This is a genomic window from Streptomyces turgidiscabies Car8 (assembly GCF_000331005.1).
In the GTDB taxonomy this organism is placed as follows: Bacteria; Actinomycetota; Actinomycetes; order Streptomycetales; family Streptomycetaceae; genus Streptomyces; species Streptomyces turgidiscabies.
The window spans coordinates 1-26,119 of the sequence record NZ_AEJB01000441.1 but is presented as its reverse complement, the minus strand read 5'-3'; the positions used below and the strand labels follow the sequence as shown (position 1 = coordinate 26,119).

Sequence of the window (26,119 nt, the reverse complement as noted above, 5' to 3'; positions counted from 1 at the left end):
CACAAACAGGGCGCCGTACGCTGCGAGGATGGATCTGTCAGGTGTGAGTGCCGCGCTGCGCGAGCGCCTTCCCCAACTGGGTGAGCGGATGGCTCAGCGCATCCGCGCCGAGGTCGAGTCCTACGCGGACGACTCGCTCACACCCTTTGCCTCGCTACGGGATTCCTGCGAGCGCAACGCCGACCTGGTGATCCGGCATTTCGCCTCCGGCGCGGAGCCCGACGTACGGCCCGCGCAGGAGACCGGGCGGTTGCGCGCCGAGCAGGGCGTGCCCCTGGCCGACACACTGCACGCCTACCGGGTCGGCTTCGAGTACCTCTGGTCGCAGATGGTCGAGGAGGCTCGCAGGCATCCGGAGGTCACGGACGCGCATCTGGTGGCCGGGTCGTCGCGGATCTGGGCGCTGTTCGGCCGCTACGCCGAAGCGGTCGCGGCCGCCTACCGGGAAGCCAGCGCGGAGTTGGCGCTGCGCCGCGAGGCGCGCCGTTCGGCGCTGGTCGAGGCACTGTTCACGGGCGCGCTCGCGGACCGTACGACGCTGCGGGACGCGGCCCGGCAGCTCGGCCTGCCCGAGCGGGGTCCGTACGCGGTCGTCGCCGCATCCGTGCCGGACCCGGGCCAGGAGCCGCTGCCCGGCATCGAGGCGGTGCTGCGTCAGGCCCAGGTGTCCTCGGCCTGGCGGTTGTTGCCCGACCAGCAGATCGGGCTGGTGTCCCTCCTGCACCGGGACGCGGAGACGGTGAGCCTGTCGTCGCTGCGCCGAAGCCGCGCCCGGGTGGGGGTCAGTCCACGCTTCGACTCGCTGCGGGACACCCCGCAGGCTCTGCGGTTCGCCCGGCTGGCGCTGGCCGGGCTGCCGGGCGACGGGCCCGGGGTGGCCCGCTTCGACGACAGCCCCCTCGCGATGCTGGTCGCCGCGGCGCCCGCGGAGGCGTCCCGCCTGGTGGAGGTCGTTCTCAGGCCGGTCCTGGACCTGCCGGCAGCTGAGCGGGCGCGGCTGCTGGAGACCCTTGGGCACTGGTTCGCCGCCGGGGGCGTCGCCGCCGAGGCGGCCGACCTGCTCTTCGTCCACCCCAACACCGTGCGCTACCGGCTGCGCCGCGTCGAGAAGCTGACGGGCCGCTCACTCTCCGAACCCAGGAACCTGGCCGACCTGGGCGCCGCTCTGCACGCGCTGCGGCTCCTGCCCCGGTGAGCGACTCGCGGGCGGTGCCGACCTCGGCCTCAAGCACCCGAGCCGTCAGCCCGTTACGTCGTCTCGCGCTCGACCACGGCGAGGATGTCCCCCGCGCCAGGCGCACCCGGCGTCGCCAGGGCCGCAGCGCCGACCATCGAGAGGATACGGGCGGTGAGATTGCCGGCTACCGCGGTGAGGTCCATCCCGATGGTGGTCAGCGCCGGTACGGCGAGCGAGCTCACCGGGAGGTCGTCGACGCCGATGAGCGCCAGGTCGTCCGGGACGGCGATGTTCTGCGTACGGCAGCTCGCCAGGACTGCGAGCGCGATCAGATCGTTGAACGCGGCGACCGCGGTGACCGGGGTGGCGCCCCGCGTCCACTCCGCGACGGCGGTCCGGGCACTGGCCCGCGAATAGCGCATGCTGACCACCTGCGGCGATGGCAGACCCAGGTCGCTGCAGGCCCGGGTGGCTCCCTGCAGACGGGGCACGCAGAAGGGGCGCTCGCGCGGGTCGTCCAGCGCGGCATAGCCGATGTGCCGGTGCCCGCGTGCCGCGAGGTGCTCGATCTGCATGCGCCCGACAGCTTCCTGGCTCAGTCCGGTCAGGCTGATGCCGTCCGGGGCCAACACGCCATCGAGCAATGGGATTTCAGCGCGACGCAGTGACCGCGCATCGGCGGGCGGCAGGCTCCCGAACGCGACGACCACCGCCGGCTGGACGTGCTGCCACAGCTCGGCCAGCGGCGTGGTCGTGCCGGCGTGGTGCAGGTACACGCAGGTGTAGCCGGCCTCGCCCAGTGAGCGTCCGAGGGCCAGTTTGAACTGCTCCATGGCCTCGGCGACGGGGAGATCCGGAACCACGCAGAGCACGACATTGCTACGGCCCTTGCGCAGTGCACGGCCGGCTCCCGACGGTACGTAGCCGAGACGCTCCGCCGTCTCCAGCACACGACGGCGGGTCTCCGCGGAAAGACCGTGCTCGTCCCTCCCGTTGAGCACGAAGCTCACTGTGGTCTGCGAGACCCCGGCCTCTCGCGCCACGTCCTTGCTGGTGACTCTTGGCAACGCCCCTCCCCGAACCCTTGCCACACCTTCATGCACAGGCTACGGTACGGCAATCGGACGATCTAATACGTATTAGATCGCGCTTCGGTAGCCGCAATGGCCTGTAGGGGGACGCCCCGCACCCGCTTTGCCCGAGCCACCCATCCCGGTCGAAAACCGTCCCCCTGCGCGCCGACCGGGTGGATCACACGAAGAGAGATCTGTCATGGACGACACGATCCCGGTCAGCACCGACACCACACCCTGCAGCGTTACCACCCCCGCCGATCCGGTCCGCCTGGGCCGCCTGCTCGCTTTCGCTTTCCCGGCGACGACCGCGATGTACGCCGTGTTCAACGCGATCGGGGCGATCCTGCTCCCCGCGCAGGTGGCCCGGCTGGCGCCCGACTCCAAGGTCGGAGTCCTGGCGCTGCTGACGACGCTGGGCGCAGTGGCCTCGATGATCGCCCTTCCCACCGGAGGAGCGGTGTCGGACCGTACACGGTCCCGGTTCGGACGACGCGCCCCCTGGCTGGTGGTGATGGCCGGGGCCTCCGCAATTCTGACGATCGCCATGGGTCTGAGCAACTCACTGGTCGTCCTCGCGATCGTACTCACGGTCCTGTGGTTCACCATGAACTTCTACGGAGGGGCGATCTCGGCGCTCCTGCCCGACCGCGTGCCCGTGGCCCGCCGTGGCATCGCCTCAGCGGTCATCGGCCTGGGCACGCCGGTGGGCGTCCTCTTCGGCGTCAACCTGGCCAGCCGAGTCAGCCAGGTCTGGGCGTACACGGCTCTCGCGCTGGTGCTGCTCGTCACCACGCTCGCCCTCGTAGCCGGTGCGCGCGAACCGTCCTCGCTCGACCACGCCACAACAGGACCGAAGGACCGCGGCTCCGCGAGCGCGGCTGTCCGGGCGTTCTTCCGCGCGTTCGGCCACCGCGACTTCGCCCTGGCCTTCGCCAGCCGGTTCGGCCTGTTCCTGTCCTACTTCACGGTCTCCGGTTACCTCTTCTTCACCGTGCAGGACTATGTCGGGACGAAGAACGTCCCCGGCGGCAACGTCGCCGTCGCTGTGAGCACCCTCTCGACGGTGTCAATCGGCACCTGGATCGCCGTCGCCACTCTCTGCGGCTGGCTCGCCGACAAGCTCGACCGGCGCAAGCTGTTCATCGCGATCAGCGCCATCGGTCTGGGACTGTCCCAGCTCATACCGATCGTCAGCCACAGCTGGGGTGCCATGCTCGCGTACTCCGCGGTTTCGGGCGCCGCCCTGGGCACGTACTTCGCGGTGGACCTCGCCGTCATGTCGCTGGTCCTGCCGGACAAGGAGAACGAAGGGCGCGACTTCGCCATCCTCAACGTCGCCACCGGCCTGCCCCAACTCGCTTCCCCCGCCATCGCCGGCGCACTCATCAACCTCGGCGGCTACGGCTCGCTGTTCATCGTCGGCAGCGCGTGCGCCCTTGTCGCCGGTGCGCTGGCCATGTGCATCCGCTCGATCCGCTAGCCGGACGGAGCCTTCCATGTCCATGATCACCACGCACACGCAGGTGTCGCTCTGCTACGACACCTTCGGCGATCCCGGCCACCCCCCGCTGCTGCTGATCCAGGGCCTCGGAGCCCACATGCTCGGATGGCGCGCCGCTCTGTGCCGGCAACTCGCCGACGCGGAATTCCACGTCGTCCGCTTCGACAACCGGGACGTCGGCCTCTCGCAGAAGTTCCCGCAGGGCGGCTACACCCTGGCCGACATGGCGAACGACGCCGCGGGCCTGCTCACCGCGCTCGGCATCCCCGCAGCACACATCGTGGGCCAGTCGATGGGCGGCATGATCGCCCAGCAGTTGGCACTGGACCACCCCACGCGACTGCTGAGCCTCGCTCTGATCTACACGGCGCCCGGCACGGACTTCCTCGCCGGCCGCGACCTGGTCGACGAGCGCACCCGGCGCCCCCGGGCTCGCGACGAGGACGAGGCCATCGCGCTGTACCTGGACGACGAGGCGGCGTGCGCCTCACCGGAATACCCCCAGGACATCGCCTGGCTGCGCGAACTCGGCGGCCTGATGTACCACCGGGGCTACGATCCCGGCGGCGTCGTCCGCCAGGTGGAGGCACTCGACAACTCCCCCGACCGCACGCCTCACCTGCACCGCGTCACGGTCCCCACCACGATCATGCACGGTGACGGCGACCAGCTGATCGATTCCGGCGCCTCCCAGGCCATGCACGAGCTGATCCCGGATTCGACGCTGACCATCCACCACGGAATGGGCCACGAGCTTCCCCGCCCACTGTGGACCGAGGTCATCGCCCAGATCCAGGACAACACCACACGAGGGAGCGCGTGACATGGCCGAGGAGGCACACGTGTCCCGGACCCGGCCCGCAGCCCGGCGGGTACTGCTGATGTTCGTCTCAGCACTCGTCCTGTTCGTCGGCGTAGCAGCGCCGAGCCCGGCCTCGGCGGCTGACGGCCCGTTCTGCGTGCCCCGGACCACGCAGCCCGGGGTGGGACTGACCCTGGTCTCGGTCGAGCGCATCGATGCCCGCACGCAGATGTACGCGTTCCGCTCGAAGGCGGTCGGCGACGCCATGCCTGACGGGCTCGTCCGGGTGCGCGTCATCCTGCCCGCCGACTACGACCGCTCGCCCGGCAGGCGCTACCCGGTCATGCTGCACCTGCACGGCACCAACAACTCGCCCAGCACCTGGCCCGCCGGCGAGGTGGAGCAGGTACTGGGCGACAACGACGTGATCTTCGTCGAGCCCGACGGCGGCCCTGCCGGCTTCTACGCCGACTGGTACGGCACCCCCGTCACCGGCGGCGATCTCTTCAACGGGCCGGTGCCGTTCCCGCCCCCGGCGTGGGAGACCTTCCACATCCGCGAGCTGCTCCCGTGGCTGGACAAGACCTTCCGTACCACAGGCCGACGCGCGATCACCGGCAGCTCGATGGGCGGCTTCGGCGCGATGGCGTATCCCGCCCGCAACCCGGGGGTCTTCGTCGCCGCCGGCTCCTTCTCCGGCGCTGTGGACCTTGACGCGCTGTACCCGATCAGTCCTGTGCTGATCTCCCTGGCCTGGGACCCGTGCATCTTCGGGGACCGGACCCTGCAGGCCGACAACTGGAATGCGCACAACCCGGTCGACCTGGCTGCCGAGCTGCGCGGAGTGTCCCTGTTCGTCGCCTGCGGCAACGGGCTGCCCGGCCGCTACGACGACGCCGTGAGCGCCGTCGCGGGAGCCCCCATGGAGATCCTCGTGCACCAGATGGCCGAGAACTTCGTCGCCGCGCTCGCCCGGGCCGAGGTGCCCGTCACCACCTGGTTCTACGGCAACGGCACTCATCCGGGCGGGACGACGGCGACGCGGTTCTACGACTACGACGATCTGCGCCGCTTTCTTCCTCAGGCGATGAGCGCCCTCAACCGCAAGCAGCCGGTGTGAGAAGGCGGGACGCCCGCAGAGCGGTACCGCTGACCGGTGGGCCCAGGCCGTGCACGAGCTGATCCCGGATGCGACGCGGGACAACACACGAGGAAGTGCGTGACATGACAGCAGTACAGGTGAAGGGCCGCGTGGACAGCGGATTCGAACCGATCGCGGACGCCTTCGCCGACAATTTCCGGCAGCGCGGCGACACGGCCGCCTCCTGCGTGGTGTACGCGCAGGGAGCCCCGGTCGTGGACATCTGGGCTGGTCAGACCGCCCGGGGCACCTGGACGCCCGACGCCCGCACCGTCGTGTTCTCGGTGAGCAAGGGAGTAACCACCGTCTGCCTGCTGATGGCCGCCGAGCGCGGACTGATCGAACTCGACGCCCCGGTGGCGAAGTACTGGCCGGAGTTCGCCGAGAACGGCAAGGAGACGACGACGGTACGGCAACTCCTCACGCACCAGGCCGGTCTGGTGGCGCCCGAGGCGGATGTGACGCTGGAGAACCTGCGCGCCTGGGAGCCCGTGGCGGACGCGCTGGCCCGGCAGGCACCGGCCTGGTCCCCGGGAACCGCGTACGCCTACCACGCCCTCACGTTCGGCTGGCTGGCCGGCGAGGTGCTGCGCCGGGCAACGGGACTGCGGCCCAGCCAGTGGCTGCGCGAGCACGTGGCGGCTCCCCTGAACCTGGCGATGACGTACGGCGTCGACCCCACGGCCGCCGATTTCCACCCCCTGGCAGACCCGCTGCCAAACACCGACCTCGCTGCCGCCGCGTTGATGGCCACCGCTCTCGCCTCACCGATGGTCGAACGCTCGACGAGCCTGGGTGGCGTCTTCGACACCGCCAACCTCATCCAGACCGCCAACGGGGAGGTGTGGCTGTCGGTCGAGCTCGCGGCGGGCAATCTCGTGACCAGCGCCCGCAGCCTGGCACGGCTGTACGCGGCGACGGTGGGCGAGGTCGACGGAGTCAGGCTGCTGGGCCCGGACACCGTCCGTGATGCCCGCGTGCCGCGTTCCGAGGGCCCGCCGTTCGTGGGGCCCGACGAAGGCAACCGCTGGGGCACCGGTTTCATGATCAGCTCGGCCCACCGGCCGATGGCCGGCCCGGGCAGCTTCGGCCACGATGGCTTCGGCGGCGGCCTCGGTTTCGCCCACCCGGAATCGCAGATCGCCTTCGCCTACCAGACCGCACAGCCCGGTGGTCTTCCCGACGATCGATCCAACGCCCTCTGTCGCGCGCTGCGCGCCTGCCTGTGAACCGACTCCGGCACGTCAGGTCCCGACCCCGTCCACCGAAAGAACCGGAGAGCAGGCCATGACAGCCACACTTCCCTCGCACACCGCGCCGGCGCCACCGAGCCTGGCCGCTCGCACGGCGGACCGGATACTGACCCGCCTGATGCGGCTGCCGGGCACGCGATACGACTACCGGGTCGAGCGAAACCTCCCGGCGCACGCGCGCGACGGCGCCGTTCTGGTCACGGACCACTACGCCCCCGTCACCGACCGGCCGAAGGGCACAGTCCTCCTGCGCACACCGTACGGGCGCGGCTTCCCGGGTGATCTGGAGGCCAGGGTCTACGCGGGCCACGGGTATCACGTCGCGGTGCAGAGTTGCCGCGGCACGTTCGGCTCCACGGGAACCTTCTACCCGATGGCGAACGAGGCCGACGACGCCCAGGACGCGGTGGCCTGGCTGCGCACCCAGCAGTGGTTCGACGGACGGCTCGCCACCGCCGGGGGCTCCTACGTGGGCTGGACCCAGTGGGCGCTGCTGATGGACCCGCCCCCTGAGCTGCGCACCTGCCTGATCGCCGTCGCCCCGCACGACATGCACGACACGGTGTACGGAGCGGGAGCATTCCGCCTCGGCGACTTCCTGTCCTGGGCGGCGATGATGGCCGACCAGGAGCGATTCACCGGGCTACGCGGTGTGGCCCGGATACTGACGATGAACCGGCGACTGGCCCCGGTCTTCGGCGCCCTCCCCCTGGCCGATGCGGCCGACGCGGCGACAGAGCACCGCACACCGTGGTTCCGGGAATGGCTGACGACACCTGACCCCGACGATTCCCCGTGGGACCGCCTCAAACTCGGCGACGCCCTTCAGCGGGCGAACGTACCGGTGCGGCTCACCGCCGGCTGGCAGGACCTCTTCCTCGACCAGACCCTGCACCAGTACCGGACGCTGCGCGCACGTGGAGTCGACGTCTCACTCACCGTCGGCCCCTGGACCCACCAGGAATCGGGCCAAAAAGCCATGGGGCACCTGCTCCGCGGCAATCTCGACTGGCTCCGGACACACCTCGCCGGCGGCGAGACGCCGGCACCCCCACGGCCCAACCTGCCAGTGGAGGTGTACGTCACCGGCCAGGGCGCATGGCGGCGGCTCGCGGAATGGCCACCGGCGGCCGGCGAGACCGTGCGCTACCTGCAGCCGGGCGGGAAGCTCCTGGCCGATGAGCCGAGTGGCGGCGCACCGTCCACGTACGTCTACGACCCGGCCAACCCCACACCGACCCTCGCCGGCCCACTGCTCACCCTCGACAGCGGCGTCAAGGACAACACGAAACTGGAGAGCCGCGACGACGTGCTCACCTTCACCACCGACCCGCTGACCGAGTCGCTGGAGATCATCGGAACACCCGTCGTCGAACTTGCGCACACCAGGAGCAACCCGCACGCCGACGTCTTCGTACGGCTCTGCGACGTCGACCCGAAAGGTGTGTCCCGCAACTTCGCCGAAGGACTCCTGCGCCTCGATCCCACCTCGCCCATCGACCAGGTGCAGCACGTGCGCGTGCGCCTCGACGCCTGCGCACACGAGGTCAGGCCCGGACACCGGATACGTCTGCTGACAGCCGGCGGCTCGCACCCGCAGTACGCACGCAACGAGGGCACAGCTACGGTGCCCGGCACCGGCAACGAGTTGCGGCCGTGCACACACACCATCCACCACGCCACCGGAGCGGTCTCCCGCGTGCTCCTGCCGAAGCCCTCCGAGCGGCACGAGTAGACGTGCCCGGTCCGGCCTCGCAAGTCATGCGAGCCCTTTTACGGTCCCGTGCGCACCGGCGACCCCGTCGCCTCGGCCGAACTCTGAATGAGCCGTCTCGTCTCCTCGGACGGTCGTCGTCACCGCCCTCTCTTTCCCTCACCATGCCTTCGTGTCAACTGAAGGCTCCTACCAGCACCGGACCCTGAACCCATCACATGACAGTCCTGACAGCGGCGCGAGCAGCACGGTTCACCACCCTCCTGCACGACATGCGGCGTATCACCGGCGTGGACGCGGTCATGGGCGCCCTGGTGGCGGCCGATTCGGACCACTTCGTCATCGACCAGCTGGTCGGCGTCACCACCGAAGGTCTGCACAACTTGCGCGTCGCCATCGGTACGGGACTGGGCGGCAAAGCGATGGCCTTGCACAGGCCGATGCAGGTGCCGGACTACTGCCGATCGGGCGGTATCAGCCACGAGTACGACCCGGCCGTGCGCCGGGAGCAGCTCCGTGCCGCGTTCGCCGTCCCGATCCGTGTTCCGGTCCCCGGCGGTCACCGGGGCGTGCTCTACGGAGCACGGCGCCACGAGTACGTCTTCGGCGACCGTGTCTTCGGTGACGTGATGGTACTGGTGCGCGCCCTGGAGCGGGAGCTTGCCGAGGATCTGGAACTGAACCGCCGATTGGAATGCCTGCGGGTGGCGGCCGGGGGCAGCATCTCGGCCCCGAACACGGAGATGAGCGTGGCCGAGCGCCGTAGGCTCGTCGACGTCTGCTCCGAACTCGTGCACATAGCATCAGAAATGCCCGACGTCTCTCAGCGCCGGCAGATCGAGGCTCTCGTGCGCCGCCTGGCCGGTCGGACGGCAGAACTCCCCGAGGCGGCAAAGGCGACCAGTAGAGCCCTCACGGAGCGCGAACGGGAGATCCTTGCCAAGGTCGCCACGGGTGCGACAAACCGGGAGGTCGCTGCCGCGCTGGGTATCAGCGCCGAGACCGTGAAGTCGAGTCTCACTTCCAGTATGCGCAAGCTCGGCGCGCGCAACCGTGTCGCGCTCGTGGCCGCAGCACGTGCGCGAGGCTGCCTGCGCTAGGAGATCGCAGACAGGACTCCTACACCCCCCTAACGGGGGGCTTACGCCTTGCCGAGACGAGGCCGCACCGCGCCCTCACCCATACTGACAATCCGATGGTGCGCGCCATTTCCCCCTCTCCTCACGTCTGACAGGACCCGCTGGCCATGCGCAACGACCTCGAAGAACCACGCTCCGGAATTCCCGCCGCATCGCCAGACACACCCACCCCGCCGCCCGATTCGTCGGATGGCGCGGGCACCGGCTCACGCCTCGCGCGCCTCGTCTTCCTGACGGTGGCCGTTCTCCTCGGCCTGTTTGTTTTGCTGGGCCAACTGCTGGCTGTACTGCCCGTTGGCTGGCTCTCCCCGGTGCTGCACGTCGCATCGCTGCAGGCGGTCGCGCTCGTCATCGGCGGCATGCGCGACGGGGCTGGCGTCTGGAACATCGTCCTCGCGGCCCTCGCTCTGGCCGCGGCCGTGTACGCCCTATGCAAGAGCGGCACCCGCAGGCGTACGGCCCGCACCTTCGTGGCCGTGGGCGGCGTGGGCTTGGCGCTGGCCCTGCTCACCAGCACGGTCCAGGTCCTTTCCGTACACGGAGCCACCGGCAAGTGGTTCCCCTTCGCGCCGCCCACTTTCGCCTCCGCGCTCGGGCGGGGCCCCGACAACACCGTCACCTACGCCACGCTCGACGGCGAGAAGATGAAGGCGGACCTGTACCTGCCCGACAACGCTGCCGACGCTTCAGCCGCCCCTCTGGTCGTCAGCATCCACGGCGGGGGCTTCATACAGGGCAGCCGAGGCCGCACCCCCTATACGAGCTGGTTGGCCGACCGCGGATACGCGGTACTGGACGTCGACTACCGCCTGTCCACCGCGACCGAACACCGATGGAGCACTGCGGACGCCGATGCCGCCTGCGCCATGACCTGGGCCACCGCTCACGCCGACGAATACCACTGGGACCTGAACCGAGTCGCCACCTTCGGCGGCTCGGCTGGCGGCAACCTGGCCATCAACGTCGCCTACAAGATCAACGCGGGCACCATGAAGCCCTCCTGCGGCACCGCCGCCGAACTGCCCCGCGTGAAAGCCGTCATCGCCTCGTACCCCGCCGTCGACCTCACGGCCAGCGCGTCCGACAGCGCGCTGGGGCAACAGGTCAGCCAGTGGTACACAGGCGGCACCCCCGCCCAGCATCCAGACCGCTACCACGCCACCGACTCCGCGACCCACATCACCAAGAACGCCCCGCCCACGCTGATCCTCCACGGCGGCGCCGACCACCTCGTCTTCGCAGAGCACACGAAAGCGTTCGCGGACAAGCTCACCGCCGCCGGCATCACCCACCGGTACATCCAGCTCCCCTTCATGGATCACGGTTACGACGGCACCATCGCTGACATCGGCACGCAGGCCACCCGTGCCCTGGCCCTGCCCTGGCTGCGGGACCACCTCGGCGACTGACTGCGGGAGGTTGCGGCTTGGAGGCCGGACACACCCCTTCTGGTCGCGGCCGGCGCCGTACGTCTGGTGCGCCGCGAGCAACTGAGGGAATCTCACCCCTCGGCTACTCACGCATGCGTACGTGACGATCTGAAGAGAGCCGGGCGCGGTTCGGCGACGAAGTCCGTGATGAGCTGCGTGATGAGCTGTTCCTGGAGGTCTTCGAGACCCTCAGCACCGTGGCGGTCCCGCTGCCGCGCGACGTCTAGAACGGTCCCCGGGACCGTCGCTGGATCCCGAACACGGACCGGACCTCACTCATCCCTTCGCCAGCGCCATCAGAAGCTGAGTCGCCTTGTCATCTCCCGAGAAGCGGTGCCAAGTCTTCGGCCGTTGCAAGCAAGGTCCGGTCCGGATATGCCGGTCCCACGAACTGCACCCCTCCGGGAACGGGATACCAGAGTTCGTTCAGCCTCCGAGCTGATTGCAGTTCAGTTGTTGAGTTTTGACGCCACGTCACCAGAGAGGCTGATCCATGTATCGCGACTCGATTGCCCGCGGGCATCTGACGTTCCCGCCCGACTTCGTCCTCGGCGCCTCCACCGCCGCTTATCAGATCGAGGGCGGCGCGGGCGAAGGCGGACGGGGCCCGTCCATCTGGGACACCTTCAGCCGCACGCCGGGAAAGACCGCCCAGGGCGCGACCGGTGACGTCGCCACGGACCACTACCACCGGGTCGAGACCGATCTCGACCTGATGGCCTCCCTCAGCCTCGACGCCTATCGGTTCTCCATCTCCTGGCCGCGCGTGATGCCCACGGGCGAAGGCGACGTCAATCCAGACGGCCTGGCGTTCTACTCGCGGCTCATCGACGGCCTGCTCACACGCGGAATCACACCGATCGTGACGCTCAACCACTGGGATCTCCCCCAGGCATTGGAGGACCGCTACGGCGGCTGGCGGGGACGCGAGACCGCCTTCGCCTTCGAGAAGTACGCGGAGATCGTGGGCGCCGCTCTCGGAGACCGGGTCGCCATGTGGTCGACGCACAACGAGCCGTGGAACAACTCGTTCGCCGGATACGGCAGCGGGGCGTTCGCGCCCGGCGTGAAGAGCCACGCCGACGCACTCAAGGCCGCACACCATCTCAACCTCTCGCACGGGCTCGCGGTGGCGGCACTGCGGCGCACCGTGAAACACCCCGACGCGCAGATCTCCGTTGTGCTCAACATCTTCCGCATCGAACCCGAGACCCCGGAGGACGCTGAAGCCGCACGCCGCTTCGACGCCGTGGCCAACCGCGTCTTCACAGGACCGATGCTCCGGGGGGAGTACCCGGCCGACCTCCTCGACGACACCCGTCACTTCACCGACTGGAGTTTCGTACACCCGGGCGACGTGGAGATCTGCCATCAACCGATCGACCTGCTCGGGGTCAACTACTACGAGGTCATGCACGTACGCGTGAATCCGGCCTTCGACCCCGCCACCGAAGCCACGGGCGGCACGGCCTTCCCCGGCTCGGAGCGCATCGAAATCGTTCGCCGCGACGATCTGGAGCGAACGGCCATGGACTGGGGAATCGAGCCACGAGGGCTGGAGGACCACCTGGTCGCCCTCTCGAAGGCATTCCCCGAGCTGCCCCTCATGGTCATGGAGAACGGTGCGGCATTCACGGACATGGTCAGCGAATCCCACGGACAGCGCGTGGTCCTGGACCGCGACCGGACGCAGTTCCTCATCGATCACGCAACGGCGACCCACCGCGCCCGGGAACGCGGCGCGAACGTCGTCGGATACCTCGTGTGGTCACTGCTCGACAACTTCGAATGGGCCGAGGGATACGGCCCTCGCTTCGGAATCATCCGCGTCGACTACGACACCCAAGAACGCATTCCGAAGCTGAGCGCGCACTGGCTCTCCGAGCTCTGCGCGACCAAGGTCATCCCGGTCCTCGCCAACCAGTGAGATGACCGGGCAGGTCTGGACGGACCCTTAGCCAACGTCGCGGCCACATGAAGAAGCCACAGGGCGACATGCGCCCGACACAGCACTGATCAGGTCAACTCCCGCAGTCGGCGAACCCCGAGCGGCGGCCCCCGGCCGAACCCTGCTCGCGATACCGCCTGCCGCGAATCAACCCATTCCCCCGGCGCTGCCGCGCTCTCGGCCATCCATCACACATGAGGGTCAGCATCTTCACCAGTCGCGAGCCGTTCAACAAGCGCGCGCTGCCGTTCGTGCAGGGCGGATCACCAATGCATCAACAACAGGCCACACCGCGTCGGCACGCCCTGCATAGAGCCGAAAGACTGACTGCGGGCCGTGGGAGTTCCCTGGGACTTTTCTGGGACTTTCCGCCCGGACCGAAAGCTTCCGGCCGCTGCGTCCTCGACATATTGCGCCATCGGGAACATGTCCGGATGCCACCGATAAAGAAATGTTCAGGTCAGAGGCCCTTTCCCGGCTGTCGGGAGGGCTTACCCAGGGTTGGAACGTCACGAGCTCACCCTCATCTGCACCATCTTTCGACCGGGTTCCCGCCGCCTCAGCCGTCGTCTGGCGCTCGACGCCCTCCAGCGGAGTAGCAACGAGTGGGCAATGGAACGTCCAGGCTCTCCCCGGCTTCCAGGACAGCCGCCACTACGCGGGGACGGGGCTCTGCCGGGGACGCTCGTGACCGAACGGAAGTTATGGACAGGGTTTACAGCTGTCCGTTGTCCAACGGGCCAGGGCCTCTCCGGTCAGCGGGGAGTGACACCGGAGAGGCCCTGGCGAATCGAGAGGGGGCATTACCCCCGGAGGGAACTGTCAGACTTGGAGCCAGGTCGCGTGGTCCGGTTCCAGCGGTCCGTCCGTCATCGGGACGCCGGCCAGCAGGTTCGGGGTGTGTTCGGGCAGCCGGTACGGCTCGTCCTGAAGGTTGACCGCGCACAAGAAGCCGGGGTCGCGGCGGAAGGGGAATACGCCGGCAGGGGCGTCGACCAACGCGAGGGACACCGCGAAATACGAGGACCACCAGGTCCGGCTCCAGCTCGAACTGATGTTCCAAGCCTCTAGTGTGGTCCACCGCTGACACCGCACCACTTACATGTGGGTGCCGCCGTCTATGCGGATCTCCGTGCCGGTGATGAACGCGCCGTCCGCCGAGCCGAGCATGGCGACGACGCCCGCGACCGTCTCGGGACCGGCGAAGCCCTGGCCGATGGCGGGAAGCAGCTTCATCATGATTTCGTAGTCCGCGTCGTCGGGCAGGCCAGGGCCGACGTTCTCCTTGCTGGTGCCGCTCGCGTCGGTCATCCCGGAGGAGATCGAGCCCGGCGCGACGGCGGTGAAGCGGATGCCCTGCTTGCTGTACTCGGCGGCGAGCGCATGGGTCATGGCCTGGATGCCGCCCTTGCTGGCGGCGTAGGCGGCCATGTAGGGGTGCGCGAAGCTCGCCGAGGTGGAGCTGAAGTTGACGACGGCAGGGTTCTCGCCCTGGAGCAGCACCGGGATCGTCTCGCGGATCATCAGGAAGGTGCCGGTCAGGTTGACCGCGATGACCTGGTTGAACTGTTCCAGGCTGGTCTTGTGGGTGTGCGAGGAACGCAGGATGCCAGCCGCGTTGACCAGCACGTCCAGGCCGCCGCCGAGGGCGTCGAGGGCCGACGCGACGGCCTCGCGGACGGAGGTCTCGTCGGCGATGTTCACCTGGACGGTGTGCAGACGGGCGTTGGTACCGGTGTCGGCGGCGAGCTTGCGGGTGGCGTTCAGGCCGGCCGTATCGACGTCGGTGGCGACGACGTGGCCGCCCTCGGCGAGTATGCGCAGGACGGTGGCCTGGCCGATGCCGGAGCCTGCTCCGGTGATCAGGACACGGCGGTCGTTGTAGCGGTTCATGGGAGTGCTCCGGTTTCTGGCGAGTGAGTCTGGTGGTCGGTCGGCTGGTGAAGTTGCGGCGTAGCGCCTTGGGTTGGACGCCTGCGCGGACGCGTTTGGCGTGCTGCATGGTGGGCCGCGGTGTGGTGGAACGTCAGGAGCCGTGGATCCGGCAGCCGGTGACGTGGTCGGCGGGTCCGGTCAGCCAGGCTCACCCGTCACCAGGAACTGGCCCCGGGCGGTGGCGAGTTCCTCGCAGATCGCTTGATCGCGCGTCATGTCTGTTTCACTTGCGACGGAAACGGAGCCCACGCGGACGAAGCCGTGATCGTTCAGCGTGCGTCGAGGGTGAGGTGAGAGACGCCGTGCAGGTGTGACGTCGCGGTGATGTGGACGTTCCCGGTCCGTCCCGTGGACCGTAGGACGGCGAGAACACGACCGCGGTACGCGCGCTGAGTGGGATCGGCGAACGGACGGATGGGGTCAGGTCTGGCGCTGCCGTACCCCACGAGTTCGGCCGGGCCCTCGACCCTGAGCTCGATGTCGTCGTCGGCGAGCATCTCCACCGTGCCGGCGCCGTCGACGATCTCGACCTCGACGAACGCGAGGTCGTCGCCGTCGGCCCGGAGGCGAGTCCGGTCCGCGGTCAGACGGATCTCGAGGTCGTCCGCCGCCGAGCGGAGCACCGTCCGGGACACCTCGTGCCCTCCGCGGTAGCCGACCGCGACGAGTTCGCCGGCGGCGTACGTGGCGGTGAACCGGGCGGTGTAGCGACGTCGTTGCCCGGCCCTGCGACGGCCGACGGAACGCCCGTTGACGAACAGCTCCACCTCGTCGTCCGCGGAGTAGACCTCGATCTCGGCCTTGCGGCCCGCGCACCCGCGCCAGGCCCAGCTCTCGACAGCGTCGGTGCTGCGCCACGCGACCCGTGCGACGGGCTGTCCCGCCCGGTCGAGGGGCCGCACACCGATCGCCGGACCGGGGTGCGTTCCCCATGCCACCTGCCCGAGGCGCAGCGAGAAGTCCGGCTGTCCGGTCAGGTCGATGACCCCGGGCCCGGCGATGAGGTAGGGATACGGTTTGACCAGCCCGGTCCTGCGGCCGGGCGCCCACACCCCGACCCCCGACTCTCCCAGGTATTCCCAGCCGACCCAGATGAAGTCGCCGATGACGGACGGGTACGTCGTGACGAGGTCCCACGCACGGGCGATGTCTCCCGGCAGGGTCTCGCTGCCGACGATCACGCGGTCGGGGTACGCCTTCACGTCGTGCTTGTAGCGCGCCAGCCCGTAGTTGTAGCCGGCGATGTCCACTTCGGCAAATGAGTCGCGTGTTGCACGGTCGGCGATGGGGAGTCGGGAGGCGACGTCCATCATGCGCCCGATCTGGTTGACCAGGCGATTGGCTTCCGTGCTGCCGGGCCCCTGCTTGTTGGGGTGAGCCCCTTCTGGCGTGTCGGAAGTGCCCGCGTACGGGGATCTGTTCATCGACGACAGAACGTTGAGGAAGATGTTGAGGGCCACGGTGACCGGGCGGTCCGGGTCGGCCGCCTTGACGTATGCGGTGATCTCACGGGTGAGGGCGACGCCGTCGGGGTGCGCGGTCTCGGGTATCTCGTTGCCCATCGAGTAGATGATGACGGAGGGCCGGTTCCGGTCCTTCTCGATCATGCGGTCGGCGTCCTCGCGCCAGGTGTCCAGGAACCGGTGCGAGAAGTCGTGCGTGGACTTGGACTGGATCCAGTAGTCGGCGAGTTCGTCCATCACGTACATGCCCAGCTCGTCGCACGCGTCGAGCAGGTGACGTGACATCGGGTGGTGGGCCGACCGGACGGCGTTGAAGCCGTTCTCCTTGAGGATCCGGATGCGCCGGAACTCGGCGGCCCGGTGGGTGGCGGCGCCCAGGATGCCGTTGTCGTGGTGGATGCATGCGCCGCGGAGGTTGACCTGCTGCTTGTTGATCCGCAGGCCGTGGCGGGCGTCGACGTGCACCGTGCGCAGCCCCACGAGCTCGCGACGGGTGTCGACGACGGCACCGCCGTGCTCGACCGTCGTGACGAGCTCGTAGCGGAACGGATCCTCAGCGGACCACAGGCGGGCCCCGGGTACGTGCAGGTGCGCGATCCCGTCATCGGCCGCCACGGCCTGCGCCACGGCCCCTGCCTCGGAGTGCAGTACGGTGCGGACGCGCACAGGCCCGTCGCTGTCGTTCACGACCGCGGTCCGGACCTCGACGACCGCGTCGGCGCCGTGGAGCGTCGTCCGCACGCCGACCCCGTCGTCCTCCAGGCGCACCCGACCGCGAATCCGCAGGGACACCGACCGGTACAGGCCGGAGCCCGGGTACCACCGGCCTGCGGGCTGCGCGCTGTTGTCCACGTCGACAGCGATCTCGTTCTCGTCGCCCCAGTTCAGGACGTCGTCGATACGGAAGCCGAACTCGGTGTACCCGCTGCGCACGGCCCCGACCCGGTGGCCGTTCACGGTCACGACCGACTCGCCCTGGATGCCGTCGAACCGGAGCTGGACGTCTCGACCGCGGTACACGGGGTCGGCGTACCAGCGCGTGCGATAGGTGTACCGGCCGCCCGGGAACCATCCGGTGTCGGACCTGCCGGAGGCGTCGGACGACCGGGGCTCGGTGATCATCGCGTCGTGCGGGAGGCGTACGGCGGTCTCTTCGGCACTGCCCTGGCGGCACATGGTCCAGTCACGAAGGTCGACGCGGTCTGCGTCGAGCTGCACGTCGGTCCAGGTCATCCGGTCACTTCCAGGGTCGTGGTGAGCTCGGCGGTGGAGCTGCCCCCGACCCAGAGGTCGAGGACGGTGGCGTCGAGCTGGTACGTGCGGGTCGCGGCGCTCCAGTACCGGAGCTGGTCCGGGCCGAGCTCGAAAGTCACGGTGGTGGCTGTGCCCGCGGGGACCAGGACTCGTTCGAAGCCCTTGAGCTCCCGCACGGGCCGCGACGACGCCCCGTAGCGCTGGTGGACGTACAGCTGCACGACCTCGTCGGCGTCGCGCTCTGACGTGTTGGTGACGTCGACCGACACTGTGGCGGTGTCGCGGCCGCCGGTCATGGACGTCCGGTCGATCCGGAGGTTCGTGTAAGTGAACGTGGCGTAGGACAGGCCGTGGCCGAACGGGTACAGGGGCGCCCCGTCGTCCTCGAAGTAGCGGGCGTGCTGTTCCTGCGGCAGGAAGGTCCGTAGTGGGAATACACGAGCGGCACCTGGCCGACGTGACGGGGCCACGTGAAGGGCAGCCGGCCGGCGGGCGAGACGTCACCCACCAGCACGGAGGCGACCGCTTCGCCCCCACGTGTCCCCGGGTACCACGCCTGCACGATGGCTGGGACGTGCTCGTCCGCCCACCGCAGGTCCAGTGGACGGCCCGATAGCACGACCAGGACCACGGGCGTGCCGGTCGCGGCGACGCGCTGCAGCTGCTCGAGCTGACGGCCGGGGAGGTCGAGGGTGGAGGTCGACGCCTTCTCGCCGATCTGGTTCTGAGGCTGCCCGACGACCACGATCGCGACGTCGGCGTCCCGGGCGGTGGCGACGGCGCGCTCGATCTCGGCGTCCTCGTCCAGGTCGGGCGGGGTCGGGACGACCGTCGGGTCCAGGGCGTCGAACGGCGACGGGTGCAGCCGCTCGGGGGCACCGACCCCGGCCGCATACTCGACCCGGATGCCGTCCCCGAGCCGGGTACGCAGCCCGTCGAGGATCGTGACCGCCTCGGAGGTGTCGTGGTCGAGCACCCACGGCCCGAGCGTGTCGCGCCGGGAGTCGGCGAGCCGGCCGATGACAGCGAGGCTCGTGAGCTGCTCGGGCCGCAGGGGCAGCGTGGTCGCATGGTTCTTGAGGAGGACGAGGGTGCGCTCGGCCGCGTCCCGGGCGGCATCACGGTGCGCCGCGGCGTTCAGGACCGCGGGGGCCGCGTCCTCGTCGGTGTAGGGGTTCTCGAACAGGCCGAGCCAGAACTTCACCGCGAGCACCCGTGACACGGCGGTGTCCAGCGTTTCCTCGGTGACCAGCCCGTCGCGTACCGCCTGCGGGAGGTGGTCGAACGCCGGGGTGAAGGTGCACATCTCCATGTCGAGGCCCGCGTTCAGCGCCCGTACGGCGGCGTCCTGCTGGTCCTTCGCGAAGTGCTGTGTCTGAAGCGACTGCACGGCGTTGGCGTCCGAGACGACCCAGCCGTCGAAGTGCAGTTCGTCGCGCAGCAGGTCGCTCAGCAGCCACCGGTTAGCGGAGGCCGGCACGCCGTTGAGGTCCATGTAGGCGCTCATGACGTTGGCGGCACCCGCTTGGATCGCGGCTCGGAAGGGCGGGAGGTACACGTTGCGCAGCTCGGCGTCGGAGATGTCGGCGTCGTCGTAGTCGCGCCCGCCGCGAGCGGCGCCGTACCCCAGGAAGTGCTTCGCACTGGCAAGGACGGTCTCGGCCCCGAGGTCGCCCTGGAACCCGCGGACCTGCGCCGCGGCCATGGCCGCGGCGAGCACCGGGTCCTCCCCGGCCCCCTCGATCATGCGGCCCCAGCGGGGGTCGCGGGCGATGTCGATCATGGGTGCGAACGTCCAGCGGATCCCCGCCGCGCGCGCCTCGCGGGCCGCGACGACCTGCGCCGCCTCGGCGGCGTCCGGGTCCCAGGTCGCGGCCATCGCGATCGGCACGGGAAAGATCGTACGCAGCCCGTGGATCACGTCGTTGCCGAAGAGCAGCGGGATGCCCAGCCGGGTGTCCTCGACGGCGCGGCGCTGCAGCCGGTTACCCAGGGCCGGGTCCTTGACGAACAACAGCGACCCGGCGCCGCCGCGGGAGACTGCGGCCTCGACGTCGTGGGGCTGTTGGACGAAGGCACGATGTTCGGGCGGCAGTGACTCGATGTCGAAGTCGTCGGGGATCGGCTCGCCGGTGCCCATGTAGAAGAACTGGGTGAGTTGGCCGGCCTTCTCCTCCAGCGTCATGCGGGCCAGCAGATCGGTCACCCGGTCCTCGACGGGCAAGCCGGCGTCGCGATAGCGCGCCTCGCCCTCCGTCTCCCGGGCGCCGGGGCCGTCGTCGTTCAGGATCGTGTGGGGGGTGGTCGTCATCGGGAGTTCTCCTTCGTTGCTCTACGCGCGACGTCCGCAAGGAGCGGCCGCAGGCTCTGGACCCAGGCGCGGTGGCCGGTTCCATTCAGGTGAAAGTCGTCGCGGGTGTACTGGCTGCGCAGACCGCCGCGGTGTCGGCGAGGACCGGCCACAGGTCGACGTACCAGGCGCGGGCGGGCGCAGTCGCAGTGGGCCGATGGGCGGAACGGCGAAGGGGATACCGGCGAAGATTCCGCCTGTGTCGCCCCAGCGGGTTCCTCGCACTGACCCGTGGCTCGTGCGGACCATCGGGAACTGAGCGGATTCACTCATGTGTCACACCTCCGCCTGTTCCTGGGAGGTCCCCATCAGGGCGAGGATCGCCGGGTCGTCCGTCAGGGCTGAACCGTCCACGAAGCGGCCCGCGTCCACGCGGCGGATGAACTCAGCGGTGCGGTCGAGGGCTTCGAGCGCTTCGGGCAGCAAGGAGCCGAAGACGGGCCAGGCGTGGTGCATGTGCGGCCAGAGTTCCAGCACTGTCTCCACACCGCAGACGGCGGCACGTGCGGCCAGCGCGACCGAGTCGTCACGCAGCAACTCGGAGCCTGAGGCCAGGATCATCAGCGGGGACAGACCGGTGAGGTCGGCGAGTGCGGGACAGGCTTGCGGATCCTCGGGGCTATGTCCGGCGAGGTAGTCGGCGGCCATCTGCGGGCCGAGCCAGGGGGTGATCATGGCATCGGTGGCGGCGTTCGCGGCCCAACTGCCCGATGCCAGGTTTTCCGCGCGCAGGTCGAACACGCCGGACCAGAGCACTCCGGCCACGGGTGCACCGTCGCCTGCGTCGCGGCGGCGCAGCAGGAGCGAGGCGGCAAGACCGGCTCCCGCCGACTCGCCGGCCACGACGATCCGGGCCTCCGGATAGCTGGCGCGGACGGCTTCGTAGGCGTGTTCGCAGTCGTCGAGCCCGGCTGGGAACGGGTGTTCAGGTGCGAGTCGGTACTCGGGCGCCACGGTTCGGGTGTTCAGCCACAACGCCAGGAGCCCGGCCGCGGCCCGCGCCTGGGCCGCGGTGCCCGTGCGGAAGCCGCCGCCGTGGATGTGGAGGATGACCAGGTCGTCGCGCGGCTCCGGCGGGCTGAAAAGCAGCGCGCCCGCAAGGCCGGGGAACGCGTCCTCGACCACGCCGTCCGGTACCGGGATCGCCGCCGCAAAGCGGACGGCGTTCTCGCGCTCCTGGGCGAGCGTGGGTTGCGTGGCGGCCCGACCGGCTGTGACCAGTCCGGAAAGCCACTCGTGGGTCTTGCTGGGCATGGGACCCCCAAGTCATCGGTGAGAGGGAAGTGCAGTGGGGCGGGAAGCGATCCCTGCTTGCTGGTCCGTCAGTTTTCGCTCGGTGCGGCGGCGTTGAAGGCGGCGTACTGCTCCTCAAGATCGAGGAGGAACTCGGGGGCGCCAGGCACCATGGCGGCCGCGTCGCGGATCGTCGTCTCGCCGGACTCGGTGTCGGACTGGTCGATGTACGCCGCTGCCTCGGGGAAGTAGCGGACCAGGGTGTCCGTGAAGATTTTCATGGCCCCCGGACGGTCCATCAGCTCGCCGAGCGTGGTGTCCAGGGTGACCGGGCCGCTGGGCTGATCCGGTGCCGGCAGGTGGACGGTCCAGGTGTGATGACCGGCGGTGACGTCGAACGGCGCGCCTGCCGGGCCGGGCAGGTCGACCACCGCGGTCGCGTTGGGCGGGACGAGCGCGGTGATGTGAAGCTCCTCGCCGTCCAGACGCCAGGCGATCTCCGCGCGGCCGTAGGGGGTGAGCAGCGCCGCCTGCGCGCGGTCCAGCCCGCCGCCGGGGCGCGGGGCCAGGCGCAGTTTCCGGTAGCCGGGCTCGGCGGGGGCCAGGCCGGCGACGGTGCGGTGCAGCCAGTCGGCGACGGCGCCGAGCGCATAGTGGTTGAACGAGGTCATGCCACTGGGGTTGACCTTGCCGTCGGGCAGCAGGCTGTCCCACCGCTCCCAGATGGTGGTCGCACCCTGGGTGACGGGGTAGAGCCAGGACGGCTGCTCGGTCTGGAGCAGCAGTCGGTAGGCCGCGTCCAGATGACCGGTCTCGGCGAGGGCGTCGCAGATCAGCGGCGTGCCGACGAAGCCGGTGCTGATCTTGTAGCCGCCGGCTCGGACCAGATCGGCCAGCCGCTTGCCGGCGTGCGCGCGCTGCGCCTGGTCGGGCAGCAGTGCGAACTGGAGCGCCAGCGCATAGGCGGTCGGGGCGTCCGACATCATCCGGCCCGCGCCGGTGACGTACTCGGAGGCGAACGCCTGCCGGACCTCGGCGGCGAGTGCGGCGTAGCGGACGGCGTCCGCCTCGCGGCCGAGCAACTGCGCCGCCCGGGCGACGATCTCGGCGGAGCGGGCGAAGTAGGCGGTGGCGACGATCTCGCCGGGGGTACGTGCCTGATCCGGGCGTCCTGCCGGGGCGTTCGGGTCCAGCCAGTCACCGAACTGGAAGCCACTGTCCCACAGGCGCGACTCCCCGGCCAGCGAGGCGACGTGGTCGACCCAGCCGCGCATGCTTTCGAACTGCGCCGCGAGCACGCCGAGGTCCCCGTAGGCGTGGTGGAGCACCCAGGGCACGATGGTGGCGGCGTCGCCCCATGCGGCGGTCGGGGTGTCGGCGCCGTCGACGCACTTGGGCACCACGAACGGGACCCCGCCGTTCTCACCCTGGTCGGCGGCGAGGTCGGCGAGCCATGAGGTGAGGAAGCCGGCGCTGTCGTAGAGGTAGGCGGCGGTGGGGGCGAAGACCTGGATGTCGCCGGTCCAGCCCAGGCGCTCGTCGCGCTGTGGGCAGTCGCTCGGGACGTCGAGGAAGTTGCCGCGCATGCCCCAGACCACGTTCTGGTGCAGCCGGTTGAGCAGCTCGTCGGAGCTTTCGAAGGTGCCGGTGCGCTCCAGATCGGAGTGGATCACCACGGCACGCACGTCATCGGGGTTCATCTGGCCGGGCCAGCCGGTGACCTCGGCGTAGCGGAAGCCGTGGAAGGTGAACCGCGGCTCGAAGGTCTCCGGACCGCCACCGCGCAGGATGTAGCGGTCGGTGGCCTGCGCAGTGCGCAGCGGTGCGGTGGCGAGCTCGCCGTCCTCCAGCACCTCGGCGTGGCGCAGCACGACCTCCTGCCCGGCCTCACCGGCCACCGTGAGGCGCAGACGGCCGACGAGGTTCTGGCCGAAGTCGACGATCGTCCTGCCCGAAGGCGAGGTCGTGACGGCGGTCGGTGCCAGCTCCTCGATCCGGCGGACGGGCGGGCCCACGGGGGCGACGAGCGTCGCCGGGTCACGCTCCTCGACGCGCACGCCCCGCCAGTCGGTGGGCTCGACGCGGGCGTCGTGGGTCTCGCCGTCGTAGAGGCTGCTGCGGCGGATCGGGCCCTGGGCGGCCTGCCAGCGGCCGTCCGCGTCGGTGGTCACGGTGTCGGTGCTGCCGTCGGTGTAGCGGATCTCCAGCTGGGCCAGCCAGGCCAGCCGGTCGCCGTAGACGGCGCGCTTGTCGCCGGTGAAGCCGAGGCGGCCGCGGTACCAGCCGTCCGCGAGAAGAGCGGTCAGGTTGTTCTCGCCGACCTGCAGGAGGGCTGTCACGTCATAGGTCTGGTAGCGCAGGCGCTTGCCGTACGTGGTCCAGCCGGGGGCGAGGACGTGGTCGCCGACCGGGGAGCCGTTGAGCTCCGCCTCGTAGACGCCGTGCGCGGTCGCATAGAGACGGGCGGCCGCGACGCCATGGCGGATCGTGAAGCCGCGGCGCAGGTGGGTGGCCGGCTGGTCCTGCTGCGCGTCCTCGTCCCAGTCGGCACTCACGAAGCGGGCCTGCCAGTCGTCGGAGTGCAGCAGCCCGGTCTCGGCGAACGCGGGTTCGCTCCAGCGCGACCAGGCCCCGTCCGTGCCCCGGACACGCACCCGCACTCCCACGCGCTCTCGCGAACCGAGGGCGTCGAAGGGCCAGGCGACCAGGACCGACTCGTCGCTCTCGGCCTCGGCTGTGGCGACCACGTCGCCCTCCGCGGCCAGTCGCCGGATCTCATAGGCCGCCTGCCGCCATCCGGGCAGCTCGGTCCGGGTGGTCCACGACAGACGGGGGCGGGATTCACCGATGCCGAGCGTCTCGCGGTGGTGCTCGAACCGGAGGCGCGCGACCGCTGGGGCGGGGAGAAGGGCTTCAGGCACGGCGTCTGTTCCTTGCTGTCGGGCTGTGCGCGGGCGTCGTACGCCTGTTGCGGCGATCACGATGACGACGGAGGAATGGAACGATTCAATTCCCCGGTGGTGGCTCTCGGCACACCGGTGAGATTCCTTGGCGGCAACCCTAGCGTCGAATCCCAAACAGAGCTAGGTTTCTGCTCCGTTAACCCAGTGCAACGCGCCATGACCGTCCCAGATCCCGCCCCCTCCGGGATTCCGGGGTGGGGCGTCGGCCGAACTGAATGGGTTCAACGCCCTACTGTTGCTCCGTCGACCGGAGCCCATCCATCGAGAGGGCACACCGCCGTGACATCCTCACTCACCCCCGCCGCGCCTGCGGCCGAGGCCGAAGCCACCCACCCCGTCCGCGGCGCGCGCTTCGCGCTCATCGCGCTCGCACTGTTGTGGCCCACCCAGCTGCTCACCCTCGTCGGCATGCTGACGGGCAACGCGCAGGCGGCCGTGGCCATCCACTTCCAGACCACCCACATCGCCTGGTTCATCCTGTCCACGGCGCTGGTCTCCACCCTGCTGACACCGTTCGTGATCAAGGCCGCCGACCTCTACGGCAAGCGCCAGGTGATGATCGCCATCACCCTGATCGGCCTGGTCGGCGACATCATCGCCGCCTCCGCGGGCAACTACTCCATGATGCTGATCGGCCGCAGCATCGCCGGCTTCTACGGGCCGATCGGCGCCCTCACCTACGCCACCATCCGCGAGGTCCTCCCGCCGAAGCAGGCCGCCACGGCCAGCAGCATCGTCGGCAGCGGTGTCGCCTTCGTCGCCATCGGCGGCCCGTTCCTGACCGGCTGGGTCCTCGACGACTACGGCTTCCGCGGGGTCCTGTGGTCCATCGTCGCGGCCACCGCCATCGGCCTGCTGCTGATCCTGTTCGCCGTGCCGAAGACCCACTACCGGGACCCCTCCGCCCGGATGGACTGGATCGGCGGCCTGCTGCTCGGCGGCGGACTGACCGCGCTCACCTACGGCATCGGCCAGGGGACGGACTGGGGCTGGACCTCCGCCGGCACGCTCGGCTGTGTCATCGGCGGCCTCGCCGCCATCGCCCTGTTCGTGGTCTCCCAGAAGCGCATCGCCCAGCCCCTTGTCCACCTGGCCATGCTGGGCCGTCGCAAGGTGTGGACCGTCATACTGGCCTCCGCTCTCACCGGCGGCGCACTCTTCGGCACCGGCATCATCGCCTCGCTGCTGGTGCTCTACCCGAAGATCCCGACCATCTCGGACGGCCTCGGCATGACCGCCACTCACGCGGCGGTGATCGGCCTGCCGGCGAGCTTCCTGATCCTCGCGCTCGGCTTCGGCACGGGCACGCTGCTACGGAAGGTCGACGCGCGCCTCCCGCTGATCCTCGGCGGCCTGATCTCCACCGTCGGCTACCTGGCTCAGGCGGCCTACCACTACACCAACGCCGAACTCATCTGGTGGGGCAACCTCTTCGCGATCGGCTTCGGCATGATCGTCGCGGTGATCCCGATCCTGATCATGCGGGCGGTCTCACCGGAGGAGCAGGCCATCGCCAGCGGCATTCAATGGATGTCGATCGGCGTCGTCACCACGCTGGTCACCACGCTCACGTACGTGATCCTGGCCCAGGACGGCAAGGTGCTCGAGGGAACCCAGTTCTACCTGGACCAGGGCTACAAGAACGCCTTCTACTTCGCCGCAGGTGTGGTGTTCCTCGGCACGCTGGCGGGCCTGCTGATCCCGAGCCTCAAGCCCGAAGCGGACGCGGAGACGGCTTGA

General features: G+C 69.7%; 19 protein-coding genes. 10 read left to right on the top strand and 9 right to left on the bottom strand.

Going from position 1 to position 26,119, the window contains the following annotated elements; genetic code table 11:
* Positions 1-28: 28 nt before the first annotated feature.
* Positions 29-1,195 (top strand): PucR family transcriptional regulator, encoded by a 1,167-nt coding sequence (locus STRTUCAR8_RS32115; protein WP_006380390.1) that lies wholly within the window; start codon positions 29-31, stop codon positions 1,193-1,195.
* Between the two features lie 53 nt (positions 1,196-1,248).
* Here the strand turns inward: STRTUCAR8_RS32115 and STRTUCAR8_RS32110 are convergent, their stop codons facing one another.
* The gene (locus STRTUCAR8_RS32110; protein WP_044473256.1) at positions 1,249-2,244 is read right to left on the bottom strand and encodes a LacI family DNA-binding transcriptional regulator; all 996 of its coding nucleotides are present in this window, start codon (positions 2,242-2,244) and stop codon (positions 1,249-1,251) included.
* Positions 2,245-2,449: 205 nt separating this feature from the next.
* Here STRTUCAR8_RS32110 and STRTUCAR8_RS32105 point away from each other — a divergent pair, with 205 nt between their 5' ends.
* From STRTUCAR8_RS32105 to STRTUCAR8_RS32070, 8 genes are all read left to right on the top strand, one after another.
* The gene (locus STRTUCAR8_RS32105) at positions 2,450-3,733 is read left to right on the top strand and encodes an MFS transporter (RefSeq protein ID WP_006380385.1); all 1,284 of its coding nucleotides are present in this window, start codon (positions 2,450-2,452) and stop codon (positions 3,731-3,733) included.
* 16 nt (positions 3,734-3,749) lie between these two features.
* Complete coding sequence (locus STRTUCAR8_RS32100; RefSeq protein ID WP_006380374.1) at positions 3,750-4,577, top strand: alpha/beta fold hydrolase; 828 nt, start codon at positions 3,750-3,752, stop codon at positions 4,575-4,577.
* A gap of 1 nt (position 4,578) precedes the next feature.
* Positions 4,579-5,676, top strand: coding sequence for an alpha/beta hydrolase (locus STRTUCAR8_RS32095; protein ID WP_006380387.1), 1,098 nt, complete (start codon positions 4,579-4,581; stop codon positions 5,674-5,676).
* Between the two features lie 104 nt (positions 5,677-5,780).
* Positions 5,781-6,926, top strand: coding sequence for an EstA family serine hydrolase (locus tag STRTUCAR8_RS32090; RefSeq protein WP_006380356.1), 1,146 nt, complete (start codon positions 5,781-5,783; stop codon positions 6,924-6,926).
* Between the two features lie 58 nt (positions 6,927-6,984).
* Positions 6,985-8,685: a CocE/NonD family hydrolase gene (locus tag STRTUCAR8_RS32085; protein WP_006380373.1), complete on the top strand. Its 1,701-nt coding sequence runs from the start codon at positions 6,985-6,987 to the stop codon at positions 8,683-8,685.
* A 197-nt stretch (positions 8,686-8,882) separates the two neighbouring features.
* Positions 8,883-9,764 carry a LuxR C-terminal-related transcriptional regulator gene (locus STRTUCAR8_RS32080; RefSeq protein WP_006380350.1) on the top strand — a complete coding sequence of 294 codons (882 nt, stop codon included), beginning with the start codon at positions 8,883-8,885 and terminating at the stop codon, positions 9,762-9,764.
* 146 nt (positions 9,765-9,910) lie between these two features.
* A complete protein-coding gene (locus STRTUCAR8_RS32075; RefSeq protein ID WP_006380366.1) occupies positions 9,911-11,212 on the top strand; it encodes an alpha/beta hydrolase in 1,302 nt (433 codons plus the stop codon).
* Between the two features lie 514 nt (positions 11,213-11,726).
* Positions 11,727-13,160 (top strand): GH1 family beta-glucosidase, encoded by a 1,434-nt coding sequence (locus STRTUCAR8_RS32070; protein ID WP_006380349.1) that lies wholly within the window; start codon positions 11,727-11,729, stop codon positions 13,158-13,160.
* An 843-nt stretch (positions 13,161-14,003) separates the two neighbouring features.
* Here STRTUCAR8_RS32070 and STRTUCAR8_RS53555 read toward each other — a convergent pair.
* From STRTUCAR8_RS53555 to STRTUCAR8_RS32040, 8 genes are all read right to left on the bottom strand, one after another.
* Complete coding sequence (locus STRTUCAR8_RS53555; protein ID WP_006380372.1) at positions 14,004-14,192, bottom strand: hypothetical protein; 189 nt, start codon at positions 14,190-14,192, stop codon at positions 14,004-14,006.
* Positions 14,193-14,279: 87 nt separating this feature from the next.
* Positions 14,280-15,074: an SDR family NAD(P)-dependent oxidoreductase gene (locus STRTUCAR8_RS32060; RefSeq protein ID WP_006380355.1), complete on the bottom strand. Its 795-nt coding sequence runs from the start codon at positions 15,072-15,074 to the stop codon at positions 14,280-14,282.
* Positions 15,075-15,385: 311 nt separating this feature from the next.
* Positions 15,386-17,812 (bottom strand): glycoside hydrolase family 2 protein, encoded by a 2,427-nt coding sequence (locus tag STRTUCAR8_RS32055; protein WP_006380382.1) that lies wholly within the window; start codon positions 17,810-17,812, stop codon positions 15,386-15,388.
* Entirely contained in the window at positions 17,809-18,129 is a 321-nt protein-coding gene (locus STRTUCAR8_RS54635) for a fibronectin type III-like domain-contianing protein (RefSeq protein WP_006380364.1), read from the bottom strand. The genes STRTUCAR8_RS32055 and STRTUCAR8_RS54635 overlap by 4 nt, the downstream gene beginning before the upstream one ends.
* On the bottom strand, positions 18,126-20,144 hold the full coding sequence (locus STRTUCAR8_RS32050) for a glycoside hydrolase family 3 N-terminal domain-containing protein (protein ID WP_006380391.1): 2,019 nt from the start codon (positions 20,142-20,144) through the stop codon (positions 18,126-18,128). Before STRTUCAR8_RS32050 ends, STRTUCAR8_RS54635 begins: the two co-directional genes overlap by 4 nt.
* Positions 20,145-20,165: 21 nt before the next feature.
* Complete coding sequence (locus STRTUCAR8_RS50510; RefSeq protein ID WP_107117887.1) at positions 20,166-20,432, bottom strand: carboxylesterase family protein; 267 nt, start codon at positions 20,430-20,432, stop codon at positions 20,166-20,168.
* A gap of 27 nt (positions 20,433-20,459) precedes the next feature.
* Positions 20,460-21,437, bottom strand: a complete 978-nt coding sequence (locus STRTUCAR8_RS32045; protein WP_006380370.1) for an alpha/beta hydrolase — start codon at positions 21,435-21,437, stop codon at positions 20,460-20,462.
* Positions 21,438-21,505: 68 nt separating this feature from the next.
* A complete protein-coding gene (locus tag STRTUCAR8_RS32040; RefSeq protein WP_006380351.1) occupies positions 21,506-24,337 on the bottom strand; it encodes an alpha-L-rhamnosidase in 2,832 nt (943 codons plus the stop codon).
* A 321-nt stretch (positions 24,338-24,658) separates the two neighbouring features.
* Here STRTUCAR8_RS32040 and STRTUCAR8_RS32035 point away from each other — a divergent pair, with 321 nt between their 5' ends.
* Complete coding sequence (locus STRTUCAR8_RS32035) at positions 24,659-26,119, top strand: MFS transporter (RefSeq protein ID WP_006380343.1); 1,461 nt, start codon at positions 24,659-24,661, stop codon at positions 26,117-26,119.

Excerpts from the sequence above, each read along its gene's own strand:
- STRTUCAR8_RS32115 (WP_006380390.1), top strand. The coding sequence starts at position 29 with ATGGATCTGTCAGGTGTGAGTGCCGCGCTGCGCGAGCGCCTTCCCCAA.
- STRTUCAR8_RS32105 (WP_006380385.1), top strand. The coding sequence starts at position 2,450 with ATGGACGACACGATCCCGGTCAGCACCGACACCACACCCTGCAGCGTT.
- STRTUCAR8_RS32100 (WP_006380374.1), top strand. The coding sequence starts at position 3,750 with ATGTCCATGATCACCACGCACACGCAGGTGTCGCTCTGCTACGACACC.
- STRTUCAR8_RS32095 (WP_006380387.1), top strand. The coding sequence starts at position 4,579 with ATGGCCGAGGAGGCACACGTGTCCCGGACCCGGCCCGCAGCCCGGCGG.
- STRTUCAR8_RS32090 (WP_006380356.1), top strand. The coding sequence starts at position 5,781 with ATGACAGCAGTACAGGTGAAGGGCCGCGTGGACAGCGGATTCGAACCG.
- STRTUCAR8_RS32085 (WP_006380373.1), top strand. The coding sequence starts at position 6,985 with ATGACAGCCACACTTCCCTCGCACACCGCGCCGGCGCCACCGAGCCTG.
- STRTUCAR8_RS32080 (WP_006380350.1), top strand. The coding sequence starts at position 8,883 with ATGACAGTCCTGACAGCGGCGCGAGCAGCACGGTTCACCACCCTCCTG.
- STRTUCAR8_RS32075 (WP_006380366.1), top strand. The coding sequence starts at position 9,911 with ATGCGCAACGACCTCGAAGAACCACGCTCCGGAATTCCCGCCGCATCG.
- STRTUCAR8_RS32070 (WP_006380349.1), top strand. The coding sequence starts at position 11,727 with ATGTATCGCGACTCGATTGCCCGCGGGCATCTGACGTTCCCGCCCGAC.
- STRTUCAR8_RS32060 (WP_006380355.1), bottom strand. The coding sequence starts at position 15,074 with ATGAACCGCTACAACGACCGCCGTGTCCTGATCACCGGAGCAGGCTCC.
- STRTUCAR8_RS32055 (WP_006380382.1), bottom strand. The coding sequence starts at position 17,812 with ATGACCTGGACCGACGTGCAGCTCGACGCAGACCGCGTCGACCTTCGT.
- STRTUCAR8_RS54635 (WP_006380364.1), bottom strand. The coding sequence starts at position 18,129 with ATGACCGGCGGCCGCGACACCGCCACAGTGTCGGTCGACGTCACCAAC.
- STRTUCAR8_RS32050 (WP_006380391.1), bottom strand. The coding sequence starts at position 20,144 with ATGACGACCACCCCCCACACGATCCTGAACGACGACGGCCCCGGCGCC.
- STRTUCAR8_RS50510 (WP_107117887.1), bottom strand. The coding sequence starts at position 20,432 with ATGGTCCGCACGAGCCACGGGTCAGTGCGAGGAACCCGCTGGGGCGAC.
- STRTUCAR8_RS32045 (WP_006380370.1), bottom strand. The coding sequence starts at position 21,437 with ATGCCCAGCAAGACCCACGAGTGGCTTTCCGGACTGGTCACAGCCGGT.